Raw genomic sequence first — 21,808 nt, 5'->3', positions numbered from 1 at the left:
GTCACGACTTGCCTCCTGCGAGGAGCTGCTGCACTGCCGGGTCGGTGAGGCCGAGGAGGACCGCGGGCCACAGTCCGGCGATGACGGTGAGGGCCACGAGCGGGGTCCAGGCGGCGAACTCGTATCCGCGGACGTCGGTGAGCGGGGCGAACACCCGGCCGTCCGCCGCGCTCGGGAGGCCCTGGGGCGGCGCTCCCATACAGACCCGGCGTACGACGACCAGCAGGTACGCCGCCGTCAGCAGCGTGCCGAAGGCGGCGATCGCCATGAAGACGAGGAACGCGGGCCGGCTGAGCCCGTCGGCCGGGTCGAAGGCCCCGAACAGGGCGAGCATCTCTCCCCAGAACCCGGCCAGGCCCGGCAGTCCGAGGGACGCGACGGCCGCGAAGGCGAGCAGCCCGCCGAGGCGGGGAGCGCGTCCGTACAGCGCGGCGCCGGTGGCTCCGGCGAGGGTGTCGAGATCCGCGGTGCCGTAGCGGTCCTTCACCGCGCCGACCAGGAAGAACAGGAGGCCGGTGATGAGGCCGTGGGCGATGTTGGCGAAGAGCGCGCCGTTGATGCCGGTGGGCGTCATGCTCGCGATGCCGAGGAGGACGAAGCCCATGTGGCCCACGGACGAGTAGGCGATGAGCCGCTTCAGGTCGCCGCCCGCGCCCTTGCGCGCCAGGGCGAGACAGGCGAGCGATCCGTAGATGATGCCGACGACGGCGAAGGCAGCGAGGTACGGGGCGAACGTCCGCATCCCGTCGGGCGTGATCGGCAGGACGATACGGACGAATCCGTACGTACCCATCTTGAGCAGGACACCGGCGAGCAGGACCGAGCCGATGGTCGGGGCCGCGGTGTGCGCGTCCGGCAGCCAGCTGTGCAGAGGCCACATCGGTGTCTTGACCGCGAGCCCGATCCCGATCGCCAGAACGGCGATGACCTGCACGGATGTGGTGAGGTCGCGGCCGTTGTCAGTGGCGAGTGCCACCATGTCGAATGTGCCGGCCTTCAGCCCGACGAGCAGGAGGCCGAGCAGCATGACGACCGAGCCGAGCAATGTGTAGAGGATGAACTTCCAGGCGGCGGGCTGCCGTCCTTCACCGCCCCAGCGGGCGATGAGGAAGTACATCGGGATGAGCACCATCTCGAAGGCCAGGAAGAACAGCACCAGGTCGAGGACCGCGAAGGTCGCGAGAGTGCCGGATTCGAGGACGAGCAGCAGAGCGACGAATGCCTTCGGCGAAGGGCCGGCAGGCATCTTGAAGTAGCCGTGGAGCGCGCAGAGGAAGGTCAGCAACGCCGTCAGCACGAGAAGGGGGAGCGAAATGCCGTCGACACCGAGGTGGATCCGCACGTCGAGTGCCGGGATCCAGCTGATGTCCGTCGTGGCCTGCATCCGCGACGGCCGGTCGTGGTCGAAGCCGAGCGCCAGCACCACGGCGGCGGCCAGGACCGCGCCGGTGACGGTCACGCCGTGCCGCAGGACCGCCTGGTCCGGGCCGGAGCCGCGCAGGCCGGGCGGGGCGGGCAGGAGCGCCGCGGCGGCGCCCAGGAGCGGGCCGACGACGACGAACGCGAGAAGGAGCTGCATCACGGACTCGCTGATATCGATCACGGCTCACGACCCCGCGTTGACGTTGGACAGGACGACGGCGGCGACGGCCAGGACGACGGAGCCCGCGAGCAACGCGCCGAGGTAGGTCTGCACGTTGCCGGTCTGCGCGCGGCGCACGGCGCTGCCGAGCAGGCGTGCGCCGGTGCCCGATCCGCTGACATAGGTGTCGACGACCTCACGGTCGAGGAAGCGGACGAGCTGCGCGGCGGCGCGTACCGGGCGGACGAACAGCGCGGAGTAGACGGCGTCGACGTGGAATCCCGCCGCCGCGTGGCGATGGAGCGGGCCGAGCAGCAGCCGGGCGGGGTCGGACGGGTCGGCGGCCGCCGCGATCGATCCGTAGGCGGGGGTGTGGGCCGCGATCGCCTCGGCCTCGGAGACGGCCGGTTCGGCGCCGGGGTGAGCGGCCACGGCGCCGATGGGGGGATGTGCGGCTGCCGCCGTGGTGTGCCGCCACGCTCCGTAGGTGATCAGTCCGCCGACCAGGGCGACGCCCGTGCCGAGGACGGCGGTGGTGACGGTGGGGGTGAGGGCGTGGCCGTCGAACCAGCCGGGCAGCTGGTCGAAGGTCAGGCCGAAGGCGAGTGACGGCACGGCGAGGACCCAGAGCACGGTGGTCATGGCGACCGGCTCGCGGCCGTGGTCGGGTGCCTCGGCACCGCGGCCGCGGAAGGCGAGCAGCCACAGCCGCATCGCGTAGGCGGCGGTGAGGACGGCGGTCAGCAGTCCGGCGACCAGCACGGCCCAGCCGGCGCCGGCGGGGGCGACGGCGGAATCGCCGAGCGCGGTGTGCTCGGCGGCGACCAGGACGGCTTCCTTGGAGAAGAAGCCGGCGAAGGGAGGGATCGCGGCGAGCGCGAGCAGCGCGACGGTCATCGTCCAGTAGGCGTCGGGCACGCGCTTGGCCAAGCCGCTCATCCGGGACATGGCGGCGAGCGAATTCGTGCCGGCGGCATGGATGATCACACCGGCGGCGAGGAAGAGCAGCGCCTTGAACGCACCGTGGGACAGGAGGTGGAAGACGGCGGCGCCGCGGTCGCCGACGGCCAGTGCCCCCGACATGTAGCCGAGCTGGCCGATGGTCGAGTAGGCGAGGACACGCTTGATGTCGTCCTGGGCGAGCGCGGCGAGCGCCGAACCGACCATCGTGACCGCCGCCATAGCGGCGAGGACGGTCATGGCCGCGGCGGACGCGGCGAAGACGGGAAGGAGCCGGGCCACGAAGTAGACACCGGCCGCGACCATCGTCGCGGCGTGGATCAGCGCGGAGACGGGCGTGGGGCCCGCCATCGCGTCGGGAAGCCAGGTGTGCAGGGGGAACTGCGCCGACTTGCCCGCCACGCCCGCGAGGAGCAGGAGTGCCACCAGGGTGGGGTGGTCGACGGCGCCGGCGGCGACGGCGCCGAGGATGCCGCTGATACGGAAGGTGCCCGCGTCGGCGGCGAGCGCGAACAGACCGATCAGGAAGGGGACATCACCGAGCTTGGTGACCAGGAACGCCTTGAGGGAGGCGGCACGCGCCTCGGACGTCTCCCAGTAGTGGCCGACGAGGAAGTACGAGCAGATGCCCATGATCTCCCAGCCCACGAGCAGCACCATCAGGTCGCCGGAGTAGACGACGAGCAGCATGGCGGACGTGAACAGGGAGATGAGCGCCGCGTACGAGGGGTAACGCGGGTCGTCGCGGAGATAGCCCGTCGAGTAGATCTGCACGCAGGACGCGACGATCCCGACCAGCACGGCGACGAGCGCCGCGAAGCCGTCGATGTGCAGGGCGAGGTCGATCGGGACCGAGCCGGTGGGCGTGAGCTCGGTCGACGCGGTGATGGTCCGCCCGCCTTGCTGGCGCGCTGCGACGACGACGGCGAGAGCGGCGGCTGCGAGCGTGGGCAGGACGGCCAGGGGGCGGACGAATCCGGGGGCGGTGCGGCCGAGGAGGAGTCCGGCGGCGGCTCCGAGGAACGGAAGAAGGGGGACGAGAACGGCGAGGGTCGTCGTGGTCACGCGGTGGCCTCGGCCTTCTCCTCGCGGTCTGCGGGTGTGTCGCTGTCGTCGGGGGTGCCGCTGCCGTCGGGTCCGGTCGGCTCGGCCGTGTCACGGAGGCGGTCGACGTCGGAGCTGCCGCGGTTGCGGTAGACCATCAGCACGATCGCCAGGCCGATCCCGATCTCGGCGGCGGCGATGGCGATGATGAACAGGGTGAGGGCCTGGCCGGCGTGGAGCGTGTCGCGCAGCCACACGTCGAAGGCGACCAGGTTGAGGTTGACCGCGTTGAGCATCAGCTCGACGGACATCAGGACGAGGATCGCGTTGCGGCGTGCGAGGACGCCGTACAGCCCGATGCTGAAGAGGAGGACGGCGAGCACGGCGGGATAGGCGAGATGCATCAGCTCTTCCCCTCTCGGGCCGTACGGTCGGCCGCAGCCTCGCGGCCCGTGCGGCCGGCCCGGTCCGGCGGCACGGGACCGGTCGTGGCGGGCGGTTCCGGGTCCCGGCGGGACAGCACGATCGCGCCGACGAGGGCGGCGAGCAGGAGGACGGAGAGCGCTTCGAACGGCAGCACCCAGTGCCGGAAGAGGATCTCGCCGGACACCTTGGTGGATCCCTGGACGGGTCCGTCGAGGTCGATCCAGGTGGTGCGGAACGCGTCCACGACGACCCACACCAGGGCCGCCGCGGCGGCGGCGGCCACCGGGAGGGCCACCCACCGGTTGCCCGAATCGGCGTCCGGGGAGCGGCCGATGGGGGCCTTGGTGAGCATCAGCCCGAAGAGAAGGAGGACGACCACGGACCCGACGTAGATCAGGACCTGCACCCACGCGATGAACTCGGCGGTGAGCAGGAGGTACTCGACGGCGAGGCCGCCGAGCGTCACGACCAGCCAGAGCGCGGCATGCACCAGCTGCCTGGTCGTGACGGTGACGAGGGCCGCGCCGAGCGTGGCGAGGCCGACGAGCAGGAAGGCGATCTCGACACCGGTCGGCGAGAGGAAGCCCTGGGGCGCGGAAGCGGCGGCGAGCGTCATGCGGGGCCTCCCTGTCCCGGTTCGGCGCCGGGCTCGGTGCCCGGCTCGGTGCCGGCGTGGGCCTCGACCGCTGCTGCCTCCTCGGCGGCCGCGAGCTTCTCGGCGGCCTTGCGGGCAGCCGCGATCTCCTTCGGCTCCTCGGCGCCCGGGTCGAGTGCGGGCGGCGCGGGCACCGTCCACATCCACTCGCGGAGCTTGTCGCGCTCGTGGGTGAGTTCGTGGATGTCGGTCTCGGCGTACTCGAACTCGGGCGACCAGAACAACGCGTCGAAAGGACACACCTCGATGCAGATACCGCAGTACATGCAGAGCGAGAAGTCGATGGCGAACCGGTCGAGGACGTTCCGGCTGCGCTCACGGCCTCCGGGGGCGGCCGCCGGGACGGTCTCCTTGTGGGAGTCGATGTAGATGCACCAGTCGGGGCACTCACGGGCGCAGAGCATGCAGACCGTGCAGTTCTCCTCGAACAGGCCGATCACGCCGCGGCTGCGCGGCGGGAGGTCGGGCAGGACGTCCGGGTACTGCGCGGTGACGTGCTTCTTCGTCATCGTCCGCAGGGTGACGGCAAGGCCCTTGGCGAGGCCGCTGCCGGGGATCGGGGACATTACTGGATCACCACCTTGACGATGCCGGTGAGGGCGATCTGGGCGAGGGCGAGGGGGACGAGGGCCGTCCAGGCGAGCTTCTGCAGCTGGTCCTCGCGCAGCCGCGGATAGCTCACGCGCAGCCAGATGACGAGGAAGGCCAGGAGCGCGGTCTTGAGGAGGGTCCACACCCAGCCGAGCCCGTCGGCACCGAACGGACCGTGCCAGCCGCCGAGGAAGAGGACGGTGGTCAGACCGCACAGGACGACGATGCCCGCGTATTCGGCGAGCAGGAACAGGGCGAAACGGAGGCCGGTGTACTCGGTGTACGCACCGAAGATGATCTCGGAGTCGGCGACCGGCATGTCGAAGGGAGGACGCTGAAGTTCGGCGAGACCGGCGACGAAGAAGACGACGGCGCCCACGATCTGCCAGGGCAGCCACCACCACTCGAAGGCGTTCAGGATGCCGGGCAGTGAGACCGTACCGGCCGCCATGGCGACGGACGCGGCGGTGAGCAGCATCGGCAGTTCGTACGCGAGCAGCTGAGCCGCGGTACGCAGACCGCCGAGAAGGGAGAACTTGTTGGCCGACGCCCAGCCCGCCATGAGCGACCCGAGTACGCCGACGCCCATGACGGCGAGGACGAAGAAGATGCCGGCGTCGACGATCTGGCCGACCGCGCTCTCGCTCGGACCGATGGGGATCGCGATCAGGACCAGGAGGTAGGGCAGCAGAGCAACGGCGGGCGCGAGTTGGAAGATGCGGCGGTCGGCGTCCGCCGGGACCACGTCCTCCTTCTGCGCGAACTTCACGCCGTCGGCGACGAGCTGGGCCCAGCCGTGGAAGCCGCCGGCGTACATGGGGCCGAGGCGTCCCTGCATGTGGGCCATGACCTTGTGCTCGGTCTGCCCGATGATCAGCGGGAGGACCATGAACACGGCGAAGACGACGATGAGCCGGAAGGCGACGTCGAGGGCGTCGTTCACGCGGGGTCGCCTCCGGCAGGTCGGTTCGGCTCGTCGGCCTCGGGTTCGTGTGCGGGCTCGGCGCGTGGCGCGGGCTCGGGCTCGGGCTCGGGCTCGGGTACGCACTCGGCCTCGGCCTCGGCGGGGGGCGCGGGCTCGGGCGTGGCTGCGGGGGCTTCTCCGGGCGGCCGCGCCTCCTCGGGGGCCGTGCCGGGCGCGCTCGCGGGCGGTTGCTGATCGTCGAAGGCGGGGCGGGCGTGGTGCCAGGGGGCGTCGGAACTGCGGGGGCGCGGACCGGCAGGAGTCTCCTCGCCCGCGTCCCCCGGAGCCGCAGGGGCCTGCGACGCCGAGCCCTCGCTCGCACTGCGCGTACGCCGGGCCGGACCAACCGCGCCTGCCTCAGCAGCCGCCGCCTGGGACGCCGAGCCCTCGCTCGCCGTGCGCGTCCGCCGGGCCGGACGGGCCTCGCCCGCGTCCCCCGGAGCCGCAGGGGCCTGCGACGCCGAGCCCTCGCTCGCCGTGCGGGTGCGGCGCGGCGGGCGCTCGGCCGTCGCGCCGGGGGCGGCGGCCGCACGCGGGGTGCGGGCCGGCCGGGCCGGTGCGGGCGGGAGCTGGCCCTTCAGCGGGCCCCACTCGTTCGGGTCGGGGACGCCGGGCGGCAGCATCTGGCGTCGCTTGGGCCCGCCGTGCTCGGACTCCCCCGGCTCCTTGGCACCCGGCCATGCCTTGGCCACCCGGGCGGCCAGGACGAAGTCCTTGCGCAGCGGGTGCCCTTCGAAGCCCTCGGGAAGGAGCAGGGGATCAAGGTGCGGATGCCCGGTGAAATCGACGCCGAACATCTCGTGCGTCTCGCGCTCGTGCCAGCTCGCGCCCGCGTAGACGTCGACGGCGGTCGGCAGCGAGGGGGCGCTGTGCGGGACGGTGGTGCGGACGAGCAGCCGGCGGACCGCGCGGCCCTCCAGGGAGACGACGTGCGCGCACACGCGGAAGCCGATGCCCGGTTCGTCGACCGCGCTCAGCCAGTCGAAGTAGGTGCAGCCCAGCTTGTCGCGGGCGATCTCCAGCGCCGCGATCCAGGTGCCGGCGGGGACGTCGACGGTGAGGAGGTCGTAGCCGCGTTCGGCGGTGGCCTCTTCGCCGAAGATCTCGGTGACGGCGTCCGGGAGGCTGTCGTACGGATTCACCGCTCGCCCTCCGATCCGGCGTCGGGGCCCGCGCCGGGGGTCAGGGGCGGGCTGACGAGACCGCTGCGCAGTGCCTCGGTGGACGGGCGGGTTCCCCCGCCGTGCCCGTAGCGCTCGCCGAGCGACTCGCGGGCGATCTTCTCCTGCAGCTTGAGGATGCCCTGGAGCAGCGCCTCCGGACGCGGCGGGCAGCCGGGCACGTAGACGTCGACTGGGATGATCTGGTCGACGCCCTTGGTGACGGAGTACGAGTCCCAGTAGGGGCCACCGCAGTTCGAGCAGGCGCCGAAGGAGATGACGTACTTGGGCTCGGGCATCTGCTCGTACAGACGCTTCACGGCAGGGGCCATCTTGTCCGTCACCGTGCCGGAGACGATCATCAGGTCGGCCTGGCGCGGGCCCGGCGCGAAGGGGATCACGCCGAGGCGGATGAAGTCGTGCCGGGCCATGGAGGCCGCGATGAACTCGATGGCGCAGCAGGCGAGCCCGAAGTTGAAGACCCACAGGCTGTAGCGGCGGCCCCAGTTGAGGACGACCTTCATCGGCTCGGGGGCCAGGCGCGCCAGTGCGCCGAGCCGCCGGGGCTCGGGAAGGTCCACGGGAGTCACGCCCATGTCAGGACGCCCTTCTTGTACGCGTAGAGCAGTCCCACGGCCAGGAAGCCGAGGAAGATGAACATTTCGACGAGCGTCGTCGCGCCGTAGCCCCCGGCGGCGAAGACGGTCGCCCACGGGAAGAGGAAGATCGAGTCGACGGCGAAGATCACGTACAGGAAGGCGTAGACGTAGTAACGGACCTGGGTGTGGGCCCAGCCCTCGCCGACGGGGTCGACACCGCACTCGTACGTGAGCAGCTTCTCCGGGGTCGGCACCACCGGCCGCAGCAGCCGCCCGGCGCCGAAGGCCACGGCGACGAACAGCACGCCGATGACCGCGAGCAGTCCGACGACCGAGTAGCTCTGGAAGTAGTCCGCCGCGGTGACGACCACGGTCGTTTCCGGCACGTCCGCCCTCGCTCCCTGACTGGTTGACCTCGTCGGCGCCCTGTTCGACGGCGTTCGACGTCGGTCCCTACGCACCGGAGTCTAGGCCCTGCTAAAGGGAGCGTAAGCAGTCGCGTCAGGGATCAGGTGGGGTTGTCCCCACCTGATCCCACCCAGGAACCCCATGGCGTGCGCAGTCCCCGCCCGGCAGGCTGGCCCTCATGACCGCGAGCAACGCCCATCCGGACAACGGAGGACCGCCCCCCGTGCGCTTCGCTTTCGACCGCCGCACCTGGAAGGAGGTCGCGCACCTGCTGGGCGATTTCCCCCTCTCGCTGCTCGCCTTCGTCTACGTCGCGGTCACCGTGGTCGTCGGCGTGGGCCTGTCGGTCACCGTGATCGGTCTGCCCCTGCTGGCCCTCGCGCTCGCGGGCGCGCGCGGGATCGGGCGGGCGGAGCGGGCCAGGGCCCGCGCGCTGCTCGGCGTGGAGGTCGACGAGCCCAGCCCGCTCGGCCGTCCCGCGGACGGCGGCCTGGTCCCCTGGGTCTGGTCGCGGCTGAAGGACCCGGTGGCGTGGCGGACGGTGCTGTACTCGTTCGTGCGGCTGCCGTGGGGTGTGCTGACGTTCGCCCTCACGCTGGTGGGGCTGATCGTGCTGTGGCCGGTGCTGCCGTTCCTGGCGCATGCCATGGCGAGTGCGGACCGTGCGATGGTCCGCGGCCTGCTGTCACCGTCGGACGAACTGGAGCGGCGCATCGCGGAGTTGGAGTCCGACCGGGGCGTCGTGATCGACACGGCCGCGGCCGATCTGCGCCGTATCGAACGCGATCTGCACGACGGCGCCCAGGCGCGGCTGGTCGCGCTCGCGATGGGGCTCGGCCTCGCCAAGGAGAAGCTCCTGGACGATCCCGACGCCGCGGCGGCGATGGTCGACGAGGCGCACGGCGAGGTGAAGCTCGCGCTCCAGGAGCTGCGGGACCTCGCCCGCGGCATCCACCCCGCCGTGCTCACCGACCGCGGCCTCGACGCCGCTCTGTCCGCGATCGCATCCCGCTGCACGGCCCCGGTGACGGTGACGGTGGATCTGACCGAACGGCCCGCGGAGGCGATCGAGGGGATCGCGTACTTCACGGTCTCGGAGCTCCTGCAGAACGTCAGCAAGCACGCGCAGGCGACCCGTGTGTCGGTGGACGTGTGGCGGACGGACGAGCGGCTGCTCATCCAGGTCGTGGACGACGGCAGGGGCGGGGCGCGGCTGGACGGCGGCACCGGGATGGCGGGGCTGGCCGAACGGCTGGGCGCGGTGGACGGCCTCTTCGCGCTGGACTCGCCGGCGGGCGGCCCGACCACGGTCACGGCCGAGCTGCCCTGGCGCGCGCGGACGGCGCACGGCGGGCGCTGACACCGCGGTCCTGAGGACCGGGGGCGCCGGTGCCGAGGACCGCGTCCGCCGGCGCCCGCGTCCGGTTCGAGGTCGCCTGAGGACCGGGATCGCCGGCCGTCAGGAAGTGTGCGGATCGGCCCGCCGCACGTGGGTGGACGCCGGGCCGCCGGCCGCCTCCCGTGGTGGGGAAAACCCCCCGCGCGAACGGATACCGCCCTCATGGTGCGCGACGCGCCCCACCAGCACGCTTGTGGACATGACAGCCCGCACCGCAGAACGAGACCTCATCGCAGAACGGACCACGTCGATGGCCATGGACCACGGATACGGCGCAGTGCCCCGGGCACGCACGCACCTCCTGCCTCCCGTACTGCGCGCGCCGCTGGAGGGCAGGACCTGGCGGGAGTTCGGATGGATCCTGCTCAGCCTGCCCATGAGCGTGCTCCTCTTCGCCTTCGCCGTCTCCCTGACCGCCGCGAGCGCCGGACTGCTCGTCACCTTCCTCGGTGTGCCGCTGCTCGCGGGATCGTTCGCCGTGCTGCGCGGATTCGGCGCGGTGGAGCGGCTTCGCGCCAGGGCCCTGCTGGACGTGGACGTCGCCGCGCCCGAGCCCGTCCGCGTCCGCAGGAGCGGCGCCGCCGGCTGGATCGGAGGCGTCCTCAAGAGCGGGACCTCCTGGCGGCACCTGCTGTACGCGGTCCTCCACTTCCCGTGGGCCGTCTTCGGCTTCTGCCTCGCGGTGCCCCTGTGGACGTCGGGCTGGGCGCTGCTCCTCTACCCGCTGTGGCAGTGGGTCTTCCCCATGTACGCGGGCATCGACGGTCTGCAGCTCTACGGCGACGGAACGCACAACTTCTACCTCGACTCCCCCTTCGAGATCGCCGTCACCAGCCTCATCGGCCTGCTGCTCACCCTGGCCACGCCCTGGGTCGTCCGCGCGCTGACCGGCGTCGACCGGCTGATGGTGGCCGGACTGCTCGGCCCCTCCCGGCTGGCCAGCCGCGTCGTCGAGCTGGAGTCGGACCGGGGCGTGGTCGTCGACACGGCCGTGGCCGATCTGCGCCGTATCGAACGCGATCTCCACGACGGCGCCCAGGCCCGGCTCGTCGCGCTCGCCATGGACCTCGGGCTCGCCAAGGAGAGGCTGTCCGAGGACCCGCAGGCGGCGGCCCGCATGGTCGACGAGGCGCACGGCGAGGTCAAGGTGGCACTGCAGGAACTGCGCGACCTTGCCCGCGGCATCCACCCCGCCGTGCTGACCGACCGCGGCCTGGACGCCGCACTGTCCGCCGTCGCCTCGCGCTGCGCGGTGCCGGTGACGGTCGAGGTCGACCTGGACCGCAGGCCGGCGGCGGCGATCGAGGGCATCGCGTACTTCACGGTCTCGGAGCTCCTGCAGAACGTCAGCAAGCACGCGCGGGCGACCCGGGCCTCGGTCGACGTCTGGCGCTCGCAGGACCGGCTGATGCTCCAGGTCACGGACGACGGCAGGGGCGGCGCGGCCCCGGCGCCGGGCAGCGGTCTGGCCGGGCTCGCGGACCGGCTCGGCGCGGTGGACGGCATCCTCGCCGTCGATTCCCCTGCGGGCGGCCCGACCACCGTCACGGCGGAGCTGCCCTGGCGCGGCTGATCCGCCGCTCCCCGGCCCCACCGGCACGGCCCCGCGACGCACGGGAGCCGCCCGCGGCCCCACCGGTCCGCCCCCGTCCCGGCCGGCGACGCGCCCGAAGCCCGGCCCGCCCCTTGACGCCCTCTCCCCCTCAACCCCTCCCTCAACCCCTCCGCCCCCCGCCGCGTCCCCCCGGGCGGCGGCCCGGACGGGCGGCCCCGGCCCTGCGCATGCCCGCCGGACAACCGCGGCCCCCCGGCAATACCGCCGGTTGGACCCGATCTCGGGACGAAGCTGGAATGCTGGGCAGCGCAGGCGCGGAAGGATCATCGAACAGGGGGGACGCAGGGCTGTGGAGGACAGGGTGCGGGTGGTCATCGCCGAGGATTCGGTACTGCTCCGGGAGGGTCTGACCCGGCTGCTGACCGACCGCGGGCACGACGTCGTGGCGGGCGTCGGCGACGCGCAGGCACTGATCAAGACCGTCGCCGAGCTGGCGGACCAGGACGCGCTGCCGGACGTCGTGGTCGCCGACGTACGGATGCCGCCCACCCATACGGACGAGGGCGTCCGGGCCGCGGTGCAGCTGCGTCGCGAGCACCCCGCGGTCGGCGTGCTGGTCCTGTCCCAGTACGTGGAGGAGCAGTACGCGACCGAGCTGCTCGCGGGCAGCACGCGCGGGGTGGGCTATCTGCTGAAGGACCGGGTAGCCGAGGTACGAGAGTTCGTGGACGCCGTCGTGCGAGTGGCCCGCGGAGGCACCGCGCTGGATCCGGAGGTCGTGGCGCAGCTGCTCGGCCGGAGCCGCAAGCAGGACGTCCTCGCCGGGCTCACCCCCCGGGAACGGGAGGTCCTCGGTCTGATGGCCGAGGGCCGGACGAACTCGGCGATCGCCAAGCAGCTCGTCGTGAGCGACGGCGCGGTGGAGAAGCACGTGAGCAACATCTTCCTCAAGCTCGGCCTCTCCCCCAGCGAGGGGGACCACCGGCGTGTGCTGGCCGTGCTGACGTACCTGAATTCCTGAACTTCCGCCCGCCGCATCCGGCGGCGGCGACACCCGGGGCCCAGGACCGAGGAATGACGAGGGGGAGAGATACGGGAGAGGATCCTGGGACGGGTGAAGCGTGACAAAGCAGGGCGACACGACGTCTCATAGGGGCGTCCGACATATGAGCGGTCCAGGGAAGGCGACCCTTACCGTCGTAGGGTTGCCAGTGGGACGGTCGGTGGACCGGCCGCCCGGAGGAGCCGCCTCGAGGGAGGTCCAGTTCAGTGACCAGCCAGGTCAGTAGCCCGGCCGATCAGGCCGACGAGGCCAACGGCGGCCATGAGGCCGTCGTCGGCGAGCAACGCAGGCCCGCGGGCGACAAGGAAATCCGCCGACTGGACCGGGTGATCATCCGCTTCGCGGGTGACTCCGGTGACGGCATGCAGCTGACGGGTGACAGGTTCACCTCCGAGACGGCGTCGTTCGGCAACGACCTGTCCACGCTGCCGAACTTCCCCGCGGAGATCCGGGCCCCCGCCGGAACCCTGCCGGGTGTCTCCAGCTTCCAGCTGCACTTCGCCGACCACGACATCCTCACGCCCGGCGACGCGCCGAACGTGCTGGTCGCGATGAATCCGGCGGCGCTCAAGGCCAACATCGGCGATGTGCCGCGCGGCGGCGAGATCATCGTCAACACGGACGAGTTCGCCAAGCGCGCGATGGCCAAGGTCGGCTACGACGCCTCTCCGCTGGAGGACGGCTCGCTGGACGCGTACCACGTCCATCCCGTGCCGCTGACGACGCTGACGATCGAGGCGCTCAAGGACTTCGGCCTGACCCGCAAGGAGGCCGAGCGCAGCAAGAACATGTTCGCGCTGGGGCTGCTCAGCTGGATGTACCACCGGCCGACCGAGGGCACGGAGTCCTTCCTGCGGACGAAGTTCGCGAAGAAGCCGGCCATCGCCGAGGCGAACATCGCCGCCTTCCGCGCCGGCTGGAACTTCGGCGAGACGACCGAGGAATTCGCGGTCTCCTACGAGGTCGCCCCCGCCACCAGCGCCTTCCCCACGGGCACGTACCGCAACATCTCCGGCAACCTCGCCCTGTCCTACGGCCTGATCGCCGCGAGCAAGCAGGCCGATCTCCCGCTGTACCTGGGCTCGTACCCGATCACCCCGGCCTCGGACATCCTGCACGAGCTGTCCAAGCACAAGAACTTCGGCGTGCGCACCTTCCAGGCCGAGGACGAGATCGCCGGGATCGGCGCTGCGCTGGGCGCGGCGTTCGGCGGTTCGCTGGCGGTGACCACCACCTCCGGTCCGGGTGTGGCGCTGAAGTCGGAGACGATCGGGCTCGCCGTGTCGCTGGAGCTGCCGCTGCTGGTGGTGGACATCCAGCGCGGCGGTCCCTCCACCGGTCTGCCGACCAAGACCGAGCAGGCGGACCTGCTGCAGGCCATGTACGGGCGCAACGGCGAGGCGCCGGTGCCGGTCGTCGCCCCCCGCACCCCGGCCGACTGCTTCGACGCGGCCGTCGAGGCGGCCCGGATCGCGCTGACGTACCGGACCCCGGTCTTCCTGCTGTCCGACGGGTACCTCGCCAACGGCTCCGAGCCCTGGCGCATCCCCGACATCGACGAGCTTCCCGACCTGCGCGTCCAGTTCGCCACCGGGCCGAACCACACGCTGGACGACGGCACCGAGGTGTTCTGGCCCTACAAGCGCGACCCGCAGACGCTGGCCCGCCCCTGGGCTCTGCCCGGCACGCCCGGCCTGGAGCACCGCATCGGCGGCATCGAGAAGCAGGACGGCAGCGGCAACATCTCGTACGACCCGGCCAACCACGACTTCATGGTCCGCACCCGGCAGGCCAAGATCGACGGCATCGAGGTGCCCGACGTCGACGTCGACGACCCGGACGGCGCTCGGACCCTGGTGCTCGGATGGGGCTCGACGTACGGCCCGATCACGGCCGCCGTACGCCGCCTGCGGGCCGCGGGGCTGCCCATCGCGCAGGCCCATCTGCGCCACCTGAACCCCTTCCCCGGGAATCTCGGGGACGTGCTCGGGCGTTACCGAAAAGTAGTGGTACCGGAGATGAACCTCGGCCAGCTCGCCGCCCTGATCCGGGCGAAGTACCTGGTCGACGCGCAGAGCCACACCCAGGTGAACGGGATGCCGTTCAAGGCGGAGCAGCTCGCAGAAGCTCTCAAGGAGGCCATCAATGACTGAGGCGCTCTCGCTGGTGCCCAAGGCCGAGGCCAAGCAGTCCATGAAGGACTTCAAGTCCGATCAGGAAGTGCGCTGGTGCCCCGGTTGCGGTGACTACGCGATCCTCGCCGCCGTGCAGGGCTTCATGCCCGAGCTCGGCCTGGCGAAGGAGAACATCGTCTTCGTCTCCGGCATCGGCTGCTCCTCGCGCTTCCCGTACTACATGAACACCTACGGGATGCACTCCATCCATGGCCGCGCCCCCGCCATCGCGACCGGCCTCGCCTCCTCCCGCCGCGACCTCTCCGTCTGGGTCGTCACCGGGGACGGCGACGCGCTGTCCATCGGCGGCAACCACCTGATCCACGCCCTGCGCCGCAATGTGAACCTCAAGATCCTGCTGTTCAACAACCGGATCTACGGCCTCACCAAGGGCCAGTACAGCCCGACCTCCGAGCTCGGCAAGATCACCAAGTCGACGCCGATGGGGTCGCTGGACGCCCCGTTCAACCCGGTCTCCCTGGCGCTGGGGGCCGAGGCCTCGTTCGTCGCGCGCTCCGTCGACTCCGACCGCAAGCACCTCACCGAGGTGCTGCGGCAGGCCGCCGACCACCAGGGCACCGCGCTCGTCGAGATCTACCAGAACTGCAACATCTTCAACGACGGCGCGTTCGAGATCCTGAAGGACAAGCAGCAGGCGGAGGACGCCGTGATCCGGCTGGAACACGGCAAGCCGATCCGGTTCGGTCCCGAGCTGTCCAAGGGCGTGGTCCGCGACGAGCGGACCGGTGATCTCGAGGTGGTGCAGGTGACGGCGGAGAACGAGTCCAGGGTCCTCGTCCACGACGCGCACAACCCGAGTCCCACCACGGCCTTCGCGCTGTCCCGGCTCGCCGACAACGACACGCTGCACCACACGCCCATCGGCGTCCTGCGCAGCGTGGAGCGGCCGGTCTACGACACACTCATGGCCGACCAGCTCGAAACGGCCGTGGAGCAGAACGGCAAGGGCGATCTCGCGGCGCTCCTCGCCGGCAACGACACCTGGACGGTCGTCGGCTGAGCCGCCCCACTCGCGAAAGGGCCGGGAGCACTGCTCCCGGCCCTTTCGTGTGGGCGTCGGCGGGCGGGGACGGGAACCGGGTCAGATGGTCTCCGCCGTGCGGGCCTTCCCGTCGTCGTACGCGGCCCGGGCCGCCTGCACGTCGGCCACCCGCCGCTCCGTCCAGCGCGCGAGGTCCCACACCTGCCGGGCGGCCTCCCTGCCCAGCCCGGTGAGCGAGTAGTCGACGCGCGGCGGGATGACGGGCTTGGCGTCGCGGTGCACGAAGCCGTCCCGCTCCAGCGTCTGGAGGGTCTGGGCCAGCATCTTCTCGCTGACGCCGCCGACGTGCCGGCGCAGCTCGCTGAACCGGTACGAGCGCTCCAGCAGGGCGGCGAGCACGAGCACGCCCCAGCGGCTGGTCACGTGCTCCAGGATCAGCCGGGACGGGCACATCTCGCGGTTCACGTCCGGGGCTCCAGCCCCGTTGTTGCTTACGGCCATGCCAGTACCTTACTTCAAAGTGGGTACTTTCGAATTGTTAGCGCTCTCCCTAGGGTGGTTTCACCAGGCGAATGACGCACGTGAAGCACGCGAAAACGGAGAAACCACCCATGAGCATCGTTGTCACCGGAGCCACCGGAGCCCTCGGCCGTCTCGTCGTCGACGAGCTGCTCGCCACCGTCCCGGCCGACCGGATCACCGCGGTGGTCCGTGACAAGGAGAAGGCGGCGGACCTCGCGGCGCGCGGCGTCGAGCTGCGGATCGCCGACTACAGCGAGCCGGCCACCGTCGACGGCGCCTTCCGCGCCGGGGACCGGGTGCTGCTGATCTCCGGCAGCGAGGTCGGCCGACGCATCGCGCAGCACGCCGCCGTGGTCGAGGCGGCGAAGGCCGCGGGCGTCGCACAGCTCGCGTACACCGGCGTACTGGGCGGGCCGGACGCGGACTTCGACCTGGCGGCCGAGCACAAGGCGACCGAGCAGCTGATCCTCGACTCCGGGCTGCCGTACACCTTCCTGCGCAACGGCTGGTACACCGAGAACTACACGGGCAACCTCGGCCCCGTGCTGGAGCACGGCACCGTCGTCGGCAGCGCCGGCGACGGCCGGATCGCCTCGGCCACGCGCGCCGACTACGCGGCCGCCGCGGCCGCTGTGCTGACGGGCGAGGGCCACCTGGGCGCGGCCTACGAGCTGAGCGGCGACGCCGCGTGGTCCCTCGCCGAGTACGCCGCCGAGCTGTCGCGGCAGACCGGCCGCACCATCACGTACACCGAGGTCCCGGCCGAGACGCACCTCGGCATCCTCACCGGCGCGGGTGTTCCGGAGCCGTTCGCCCGCATCCTCGTCGACGTCGACAGGGCCATCGGCCGCGGGCTGCTGGCCCGCACCACCGGCGAACTGGCGCGGCTGGCCGGGCGGCCCACCACCCCGCTCGCCGACACGGTCGCGGCGGCGCTGGCCACCGCCTGACCCCCACGCCTCGGCGGCCGCCGCCCCGCCCGCACCGGCATGATCCGTCATGACCGTATGGCGATACGGACATGACATACCGCCCTCGCGCGCGTACCTTCGTCTGGGAACGCGCGCGCAGGGGCAGGAGGGTCAGTGAAGTCGCAGAACGAGCAGCGGGCAGGGCTGCTGTACGGGATCGGCGCCTACGGCATGTGGGGTCTGGTCCCCCTTTTCTGGCCGCTGCTCAAGCCGTCCGGGGCCCTGGAGATCCTGGCCCACCGGATGGTGTGGTCCCTGGCGATCGTGGCCGTCGCCCTGCTCGCGCTGAAGCAGTGGGGCTGGGTACGCGAACTGGTGCGGCAGCCGCGCAAGCTGGGCCTGATATCCGTCGCCGCGACGGTGATCACCGTCAACTGGGGCGTCTACATCTGGGCCGTGAACTCCGGCCATGTCGTCGAGGCCTCGCTGGGCTACTTCATCAACCCCCTGGTCACCATCGCCATGGGCGTCCTGCTGCTGAAGGAGCGCCTGAGGCCCGCGCAGTGGGCGGCCGTGGGCATCGGCTTCGGCGCGGTGCTGGTCCTGGCGATCGGCTACGGCAGGCCGCCGTGGATCTCGCTGACCCTCGCGTTCTCCTTCGCCACCTACGGGCTGGTGAAGAAGAAGGTCAACATCGGCGGCCTGGAGTCGCTGGCGGCCGAGACGGCGATCCAGTTCCTGCCGGCGCTCGGCTTCCTGCTGTGGCTGGGTGCGAACGGCTCGTTGACCTTCGGCTTCCACGGCGCCGGCCATGCGGTGCTGCTCGCCGCGACAGGTCTGGTGACGGCCGCACCGCTGGTCTGCTTCGGCGCCGCTGCCATCCGGGTGCCGCTGTCGACGCTGGGGCTGCTGCAGTACTTGGCGCCGGTGTTCCAGTTCCTGCTGGGGATCCTGTACTTCCACGAGGCGATGCCCGCCGAGCGGTGGGCCGGGTTCGCGCTGGTGTGGCTGGCGCTGACGTGTCTGACGTGGGACGCGCTGAGGACGGCCCGCCGGACCAGGGCACAGGCGCTGCGGCTCGCGGCGGACGCCCTGAGGGCGGCGCCGCCGGAGACCGCCCCCCTGCCGGAGACGTCCTTGACGCCCCAGGCTCCCGCCGCCGCCCAGCCTGACCGCACCGCCTGACCCGCGGCAGCCCAGTCTGACCCGCAGCGGCCCGACGCCTGCGCCCTTCGCCCCGACCGACCGGCCGGGACCGCCCCCACCCAGGGCCTCTCGTTTGGATCATGCCGGGCTCGCGGGCCCTGGCACGCACGCTCGCCGCGTTGTCGTCGGTCGCCATGGCTCCGCCATTGTCTCCCTCCTCCGCCTTGCGATCGCACGCACCAGACCCTCCCCCTACGCCCTGCGGGCGTGGGGGGACCCCCACTCACTGATCCGGCCTGATCCAAACGAAAGACCCTAGCCCGCCTGCCGGTGGGCGCGCCCGCACTGGGCCACGTCCGGATCGGGCCGCGTCCCGGGCGCAAAGGTGCGCAGGGCCGCCTGTCGACCGCCGGAGGTCGATACACCCTCACCCGCGCTGCCTCCCGGTGACGCGCCCAGCAGGGCCCAAGCTCCACTCGAACGGCCCAGCTCCGCCTCTGGGCGCAGGCCACCCCTGGTGGCCGGTGTTACCACCGGAGGACGAGGCCCGGTCACATCGGGCCGCGGAACCCACCAGAGCGGAGCGAGCGCGTCATGTCCCAACCCCTCGCACTTTCGATCGACTTCGGTCAGGGGATCACCGACGCGTGGTCCGCAGTGGCCAGGTTCATTCCGAAGTTCCTCGCCTTCCTGGCGATCCTGATCATCGGCTGGGTCGTCGCCAAGGCGATCGCCAAGGTCGCCGACCGCCTCCTGCGCAAGGCCGGCTTCGAGCGCATGGCGGAGCGCAGCGGGGTCTCGAACACCCTCAGGGACTCGAAGTACGACGCCACCGGCATCATCTGCAAGATCCTCTACTACGGGATCATGCTGATCGCCCTGCAGTTGGGCTTCGGGGTCTTCGGACCCAACCCGGTGAGCACGATGATCAACGGCATCGTCTCGTGGATCCCGAGGGCGATCGTCGCCTGCGTCATCGTCGTCGTCGCCATGGCCATCGCCCGTGCCGTCCGCGACATCGTCCAGGGCGCCCTCGGCGAGACCTCGTACGGCCGGGTGCTCGCCACCGTGGCCTGGGGCTTCATCGTGGCGCTCGGCGTCATCGCGGCGCTCAGCCAGGCGCAGATCGCGACGGCGGTCACCGGGCCCGTCCTCGTCGCCGTGCTCGCCGCCATGGCGGGCATCCTGATCGTGGGCGTCGGCGGTGGTCTCGTCAACCCGATGCGCGAGCGCTGGGAGCGCTGGCTGGCCACGGCCGAGGCCGAGTCGGGCCGCGCCAGGGACACCCTCACCGCCTACCAGCGCGGCCGCGCGGACGCCGCCGCCGGGCAGCCCGTCACCGAGCGCCAACCCGGCCGTGCCCGCGGCACCGGTACGGGCGGCGGCCAGGACAGGGGATGGGGCGAGGACATGCCCCCCGGGACAGGCACCGGCCGGGACCCGATGTGACCCCGTGGGCCCGTGTGCCTCACCGGGACACAGCGCACGGGCAGGGCCCGGTCGACGGCCGTCGACCGGGCCCTGCCCGTCGGTCGCGTCAGGCCCGTCGGTCGCGTCAGGGGGCGTCGAGCAGATCGTGCTCGCGGATCAGCCAGCAGACCGCCGTGAGCCGCAGGGTGGCGAAGTCGTAGCCGACCGGCTCCGACCAGTCGATCTCCGACAGCCAGTCGGTGAACCCCAGGACGTAGTCCGCGAGATCCTCACGGCGCAGCACGTCACCCGGCTTCGCGCGCACCGGGGATCCGGACCGGCGCTGCCCCGGGACCAGCGGCGCCAGCGCGTCCCGGACTGCGGCCGCGTGCTGGTCGACGGCGGCGACGAGCCCCGGCTCGAAGGCGAACTCCGAGAGCCGGGGCATGTACGTGGCGGCCACGCCGACCAGCGGGCAGCCGGGCGGCCCGCCGAGGGGCGAAGCATCCATCCCGACACGTTAAACCGGGAGCAGACCGATCAAGACGTGACGTCGGTCGCAAAGCACCCGTGCCGGACGGGCGGTCACTCCCGTCCCCGGTCGACTCCCAGCGCACTCTCCACCTCCGCGACCACCGCCTTCCAGTGCGCCCTGCGGCGCTCGCGCTCCTCCGCGTCCGCCAGGCGCTCCTGGTGGAACCGGAGCACCGCCCCGTCGCCGGAGCGCGCGGCGGAGACGGTGACCTGCACGGTGCTCGGGCCGTACGTCACGCGGATGCGGTCGCCGGGACGGCAGGAACGGACCTCGCCCGTGACGCCGTCGGCCCTCTCGTACGTCGCCCCCGTCACCGCGGGCAGCCGCACGCCCTTGCCGAGCCACAGCTCCACCCCCTCGGGGCTCACGAGGAAGTCCCATACAGCCTCGGGCGGCAGCGGCAGGGTCCTGGACACGCCGATCTCCCAGCCCGCGTCCCTGGTCAGTCCGGTGGTCATGATCCCTCTCCCTCGGCCTGGCGGGCGCGGTGCGCCCGCACCTTGCTGCGGTTGCCGCAGTGCTCCATCGCGCACCAGCGACGGCGGCCGGGCCGCGAGGTGTCGACGAAGAGCAGGTGGCAGTTGTGCGCGGAGCACTCGCGGAGGCGGTGCGCGTAGGGACCCGTGAAGAGCTCCACGGCGTCGCGCGCGACGGTCGACATCAGTGGGGCCACCCGGGACCGCTCAGGCATCCACTGCCGCGATCCGTCCTCGGCGATGCCGAAGGCGAGGGGCGGCTCGGCGGCGGCCGCGTTCACCGTGGCCACATCCGCCGGGTCGGCGTCCTGGGCGTGCACGCGGGCGCCGGCCATCCGCCACAGGGCGTCCCTCAGCCGGCGGACCTCCGCCAGGCAGGCGTCGTCGACGTCCAGCAGCAGGCCCCCGGGCAGGCGGCTTGCCGCCACCCAGCACAGCAGGCCGGCCGGCTCGTCCAGCACCTCGTAGCGAGCGAATTCGCCCGGTCCGCCCGTGGTCAGCAGCTCCAGGCAGAGCGCCCCCGCGTCGAAGCGGTAGGGGCGTCCTTCCCGCGTTCGCAGCTCCAGCCCCGGCGATTCCGTTGCCGTCCCACCCATGTAACCACTATAACCGGTTGCCATGACACTGCACTGGAAGCTCGTTGTCGACGCCGCCGACCCGCACGCCCAGGCGGACTTCTGGGCCGAGACCCTCGGCTATCTCGTCGAGGACAACAGCCGGATCGTCGAGCGGGTCCTCGGCTACGGCGGCGTGCCCGTCGAGGCCACCGTGGAATCGCACGGCCGGCGCGCATGGCGCGATCTGGCCGCCGTCCGTCATCCGGACGACCCCTACGACGAGAACACCGGTGGGGGACTCGGGCGGCGCATTCTCTTCCAGCGCGTCCCGGAGGCGAAGACCGGCAAGAACCGCCTCCACATCGACGTGCACGCCGCGCCCGGCGAGAGGGACGCGGAGGCGGAGCGGCTGCTGCGACTGGGGGCGACGGTCGTGCGGCACGTGAAGGAGCCCGGCGGGGAGTGGGTGGTGATGGCGGACCCGGAGGGCAACGAATTCTGCGTCCAATGATGACCGTTTGGATGTTCGGCATACGAACATCCGTGTCCGGATCCCACTCTTGACGGTACGTCGACATCTCACTGAACATTCAGCACGCACAGCGCACGTCAAGCTCCAGCGCCCCGGGGCCCCGCCGGCCCGGGGCGTCACGCACGTTCCGTTCCAT

22 protein-coding genes are annotated in these 21,808 nt (G+C 71.8%); 9 read left to right on the top strand and 13 right to left on the bottom strand.

The features are described 5' to 3' along the window. Position 1: 1 nt before the first annotated feature. From HW130_RS07025 to HW130_RS06985, 9 genes are read right to left on the bottom strand one after another with little or no spacing between them, the layout of a single operon-like run. A complete protein-coding gene (locus HW130_RS07025) occupies positions 2 to 1,603 on the bottom strand; it encodes a NuoM family protein (RefSeq protein ID WP_177148560.1) in 1,602 nt (533 codons plus the stop codon). Between the two features lie 3 nt (positions 1,604 to 1,606). Next, positions 1,607 to 3,607 carry an NADH-quinone oxidoreductase subunit L gene (locus HW130_RS07020; protein ID WP_177148559.1) on the bottom strand — a complete coding sequence of 667 codons (2,001 nt, stop codon included), beginning with the start codon at positions 3,605 to 3,607 and terminating at the stop codon, positions 1,607 to 1,609. Continuing rightward, the gene (nuoK, locus tag HW130_RS07015; RefSeq protein ID WP_177148558.1) at positions 3,604 to 3,990 is read right to left on the bottom strand and encodes an NADH-quinone oxidoreductase subunit NuoK; all 387 of its coding nucleotides are present in this window, start codon (positions 3,988 to 3,990) and stop codon (positions 3,604 to 3,606) included. The genes HW130_RS07020 and nuoK overlap by 4 nt, the downstream gene beginning before the upstream one ends. Next, positions 3,990 to 4,628, bottom strand: coding sequence for an NADH-quinone oxidoreductase subunit J (locus HW130_RS07010; protein WP_177148557.1), 639 nt, complete (start codon positions 4,626 to 4,628; stop codon positions 3,990 to 3,992). Before HW130_RS07010 ends, nuoK begins: the two co-directional genes overlap by 1 nt. Next, positions 4,625 to 5,233, bottom strand: coding sequence for an NADH-quinone oxidoreductase subunit I (locus HW130_RS07005; RefSeq protein ID WP_177148556.1), 609 nt, complete (start codon positions 5,231 to 5,233; stop codon positions 4,625 to 4,627). The genes HW130_RS07010 and HW130_RS07005 overlap by 4 nt, the downstream gene beginning before the upstream one ends. After that, complete coding sequence (locus HW130_RS07000; protein WP_177148555.1) at positions 5,233 to 6,201, bottom strand: complex I subunit 1 family protein; 969 nt, start codon at positions 6,199 to 6,201, stop codon at positions 5,233 to 5,235. Before HW130_RS07000 ends, HW130_RS07005 begins: the two co-directional genes overlap by 1 nt. Next, entirely contained in the window at positions 6,198 to 7,364 is a 1,167-nt protein-coding gene (locus tag HW130_RS06995; protein ID WP_177148554.1) for an NADH-quinone oxidoreductase subunit C, read from the bottom strand. The genes HW130_RS07000 and HW130_RS06995 overlap by 4 nt, the downstream gene beginning before the upstream one ends. After that, a complete protein-coding gene (locus tag HW130_RS36680; protein ID WP_177148553.1) occupies positions 7,361 to 7,978 on the bottom strand; it encodes an NADH-quinone oxidoreductase subunit B in 618 nt (205 codons plus the stop codon). Before HW130_RS36680 ends, HW130_RS06995 begins: the two co-directional genes overlap by 4 nt. Further along, on the bottom strand, positions 7,969 to 8,367 hold the full coding sequence (locus HW130_RS06985) for an NADH-quinone oxidoreductase subunit A (RefSeq protein WP_177148552.1): 399 nt from the start codon (positions 8,365 to 8,367) through the stop codon (positions 7,969 to 7,971). Before HW130_RS06985 ends, HW130_RS36680 begins: the two co-directional genes overlap by 10 nt. Positions 8,368 to 8,567: 200 nt before the next feature. Between HW130_RS06985 and HW130_RS06980 the strand changes: the two genes are divergently transcribed. From HW130_RS06980 to HW130_RS06960, 5 genes are all read left to right on the top strand, one after another. Continuing rightward, entirely contained in the window at positions 8,568 to 9,749 is a 1,182-nt protein-coding gene (locus HW130_RS06980) for a sensor domain-containing protein (protein ID WP_177148551.1), read from the top strand. Positions 9,750 to 10,038: 289 nt separating this feature from the next. Next, the gene (locus HW130_RS06975) at positions 10,039 to 11,361 is read left to right on the top strand and encodes a sensor histidine kinase (protein ID WP_177148708.1); all 1,323 of its coding nucleotides are present in this window, start codon (positions 10,039 to 10,041) and stop codon (positions 11,359 to 11,361) included. Between the two features lie 343 nt (positions 11,362 to 11,704). Further along, positions 11,705 to 12,364 (top strand): response regulator transcription factor, encoded by a 660-nt coding sequence (locus tag HW130_RS06970; RefSeq protein WP_309140359.1) that lies wholly within the window; start codon positions 11,705 to 11,707, stop codon positions 12,362 to 12,364. A 248-nt stretch (positions 12,365 to 12,612) separates the two neighbouring features. Next, positions 12,613 to 14,559 carry a 2-oxoacid:acceptor oxidoreductase subunit alpha gene (locus HW130_RS06965; RefSeq protein ID WP_177148549.1) on the top strand — a complete coding sequence of 649 codons (1,947 nt, stop codon included), beginning with the start codon at positions 12,613 to 12,615 and terminating at the stop codon, positions 14,557 to 14,559. Next, a complete protein-coding gene (locus HW130_RS06960; protein WP_177148548.1) occupies positions 14,552 to 15,601 on the top strand; it encodes a 2-oxoacid:ferredoxin oxidoreductase subunit beta in 1,050 nt (349 codons plus the stop codon). The genes HW130_RS06965 and HW130_RS06960 overlap by 8 nt, the downstream gene beginning before the upstream one ends. An 81-nt stretch (positions 15,602 to 15,682) precedes the next feature. On the opposite strand, the gene HW130_RS06955 is transcribed toward HW130_RS06960, so the two are convergent. Further along, positions 15,683 to 16,084 carry a helix-turn-helix domain-containing protein gene (locus tag HW130_RS06955; RefSeq protein WP_177148547.1) on the bottom strand — a complete coding sequence of 134 codons (402 nt, stop codon included), beginning with the start codon at positions 16,082 to 16,084 and terminating at the stop codon, positions 15,683 to 15,685. 110 nt (positions 16,085 to 16,194) lie between these two features. On the opposite strand from HW130_RS06955, the gene HW130_RS06950 reads away from it, so the two are divergent. From HW130_RS06950 to HW130_RS06940, 3 genes are all read left to right on the top strand, one after another. After that, on the top strand, positions 16,195 to 17,055 hold the full coding sequence (locus HW130_RS06950) for an NAD(P)H-binding protein (RefSeq protein ID WP_177148546.1): 861 nt from the start codon (positions 16,195 to 16,197) through the stop codon (positions 17,053 to 17,055). Between the two features lie 135 nt (positions 17,056 to 17,190). Beyond that, positions 17,191 to 18,201, top strand: coding sequence for an EamA family transporter RarD (rarD, locus tag HW130_RS06945; protein WP_177148545.1), 1,011 nt, complete (start codon positions 17,191 to 17,193; stop codon positions 18,199 to 18,201). A gap of 555 nt (positions 18,202 to 18,756) precedes the next feature. Next, positions 18,757 to 19,611, top strand: a complete 855-nt coding sequence (locus HW130_RS06940) for a hypothetical protein (protein WP_177148544.1) — start codon at positions 18,757 to 18,759, stop codon at positions 19,609 to 19,611. Between the two features lie 106 nt (positions 19,612 to 19,717). Here the strand turns inward: HW130_RS06940 and HW130_RS06935 are convergent, their stop codons facing one another. The 3 genes from HW130_RS06935 to HW130_RS06925 all read right to left on the bottom strand — a co-directional run bounded on the left by HW130_RS06935 (position 19,718) and on the right by HW130_RS06925 (position 21,179). Then, complete coding sequence (locus HW130_RS06935; protein ID WP_177148543.1) at positions 19,718 to 20,083, bottom strand: DUF6401 family natural product biosynthesis protein; 366 nt, start codon at positions 20,081 to 20,083, stop codon at positions 19,718 to 19,720. Between the two features lie 74 nt (positions 20,084 to 20,157). Beyond that, positions 20,158 to 20,565: an SRPBCC domain-containing protein gene (locus tag HW130_RS06930; protein ID WP_177148542.1), complete on the bottom strand. Its 408-nt coding sequence runs from the start codon at positions 20,563 to 20,565 to the stop codon at positions 20,158 to 20,160. Next, positions 20,562 to 21,179 carry an ABATE domain-containing protein gene (locus tag HW130_RS06925; RefSeq protein WP_177148541.1) on the bottom strand — a complete coding sequence of 206 codons (618 nt, stop codon included), beginning with the start codon at positions 21,177 to 21,179 and terminating at the stop codon, positions 20,562 to 20,564. Before HW130_RS06925 ends, HW130_RS06930 begins: the two co-directional genes overlap by 4 nt. 22 nt (positions 21,180 to 21,201) lie before the next feature. Here HW130_RS06925 and HW130_RS06920 point away from each other — a divergent pair, with 22 nt between their 5' ends. Continuing rightward, positions 21,202 to 21,651: a VOC family protein gene (locus tag HW130_RS06920; protein ID WP_177148540.1), complete on the top strand. Its 450-nt coding sequence runs from the start codon at positions 21,202 to 21,204 to the stop codon at positions 21,649 to 21,651. Positions 21,652 to 21,808 lie beyond the last annotated feature (157 nt).

The organism is Streptomyces sp. PKU-EA00015, assembly GCF_013387495.1.
Classification (GTDB): Bacteria; Actinomycetota; Actinomycetes; order Streptomycetales; family Streptomycetaceae; genus Streptomyces.
This window is presented reverse-complemented; position numbering and strand designations above follow the sequence as displayed.

Coding starts and splice junctions, on each gene's coding strand:
- nuoK (WP_177148558.1), bottom strand. CDS start 3,990: ATGCATCTCGCCTATCCCGCCGTGCTCGCCGTCCTCCTCTTCAGCATC.
- HW130_RS07010 (WP_177148557.1), bottom strand. CDS start 4,628: ATGACGCTCGCCGCCGCTTCCGCGCCCCAGGGCTTCCTCTCGCCGACC.
- HW130_RS07005 (WP_177148556.1), bottom strand. CDS start 5,233: ATGTCCCCGATCCCCGGCAGCGGCCTCGCCAAGGGCCTTGCCGTCACC.
- HW130_RS36680 (WP_177148553.1), bottom strand. CDS start 7,978: ATGGGCGTGACTCCCGTGGACCTTCCCGAGCCCCGGCGGCTCGGCGCA.
- HW130_RS06980 (WP_177148551.1), top strand. CDS start 8,568: ATGACCGCGAGCAACGCCCATCCGGACAACGGAGGACCGCCCCCCGTG.
- HW130_RS06975 (WP_177148708.1), top strand. CDS start 10,039: ATGGCCATGGACCACGGATACGGCGCAGTGCCCCGGGCACGCACGCAC.
- HW130_RS06960 (WP_177148548.1), top strand. CDS start 14,552: ATGACTGAGGCGCTCTCGCTGGTGCCCAAGGCCGAGGCCAAGCAGTCC.
- HW130_RS06955 (WP_177148547.1), bottom strand. CDS start 16,084: ATGGCCGTAAGCAACAACGGGGCTGGAGCCCCGGACGTGAACCGCGAG.
- HW130_RS06950 (WP_177148546.1), top strand. CDS start 16,195: ATGAGCATCGTTGTCACCGGAGCCACCGGAGCCCTCGGCCGTCTCGTC.
- HW130_RS06940 (WP_177148544.1), top strand. CDS start 18,757: ATGTCCCAACCCCTCGCACTTTCGATCGACTTCGGTCAGGGGATCACC.
- HW130_RS06935 (WP_177148543.1), bottom strand. CDS start 20,083: ATGGATGCTTCGCCCCTCGGCGGGCCGCCCGGCTGCCCGCTGGTCGGC.
- HW130_RS06930 (WP_177148542.1), bottom strand. CDS start 20,565: ATGACCACCGGACTGACCAGGGACGCGGGCTGGGAGATCGGCGTGTCC.
- HW130_RS06925 (WP_177148541.1), bottom strand. CDS start 21,179: ATGGGTGGGACGGCAACGGAATCGCCGGGGCTGGAGCTGCGAACGCGG.
- HW130_RS06920 (WP_177148540.1), top strand. CDS start 21,202: ATGACACTGCACTGGAAGCTCGTTGTCGACGCCGCCGACCCGCACGCC.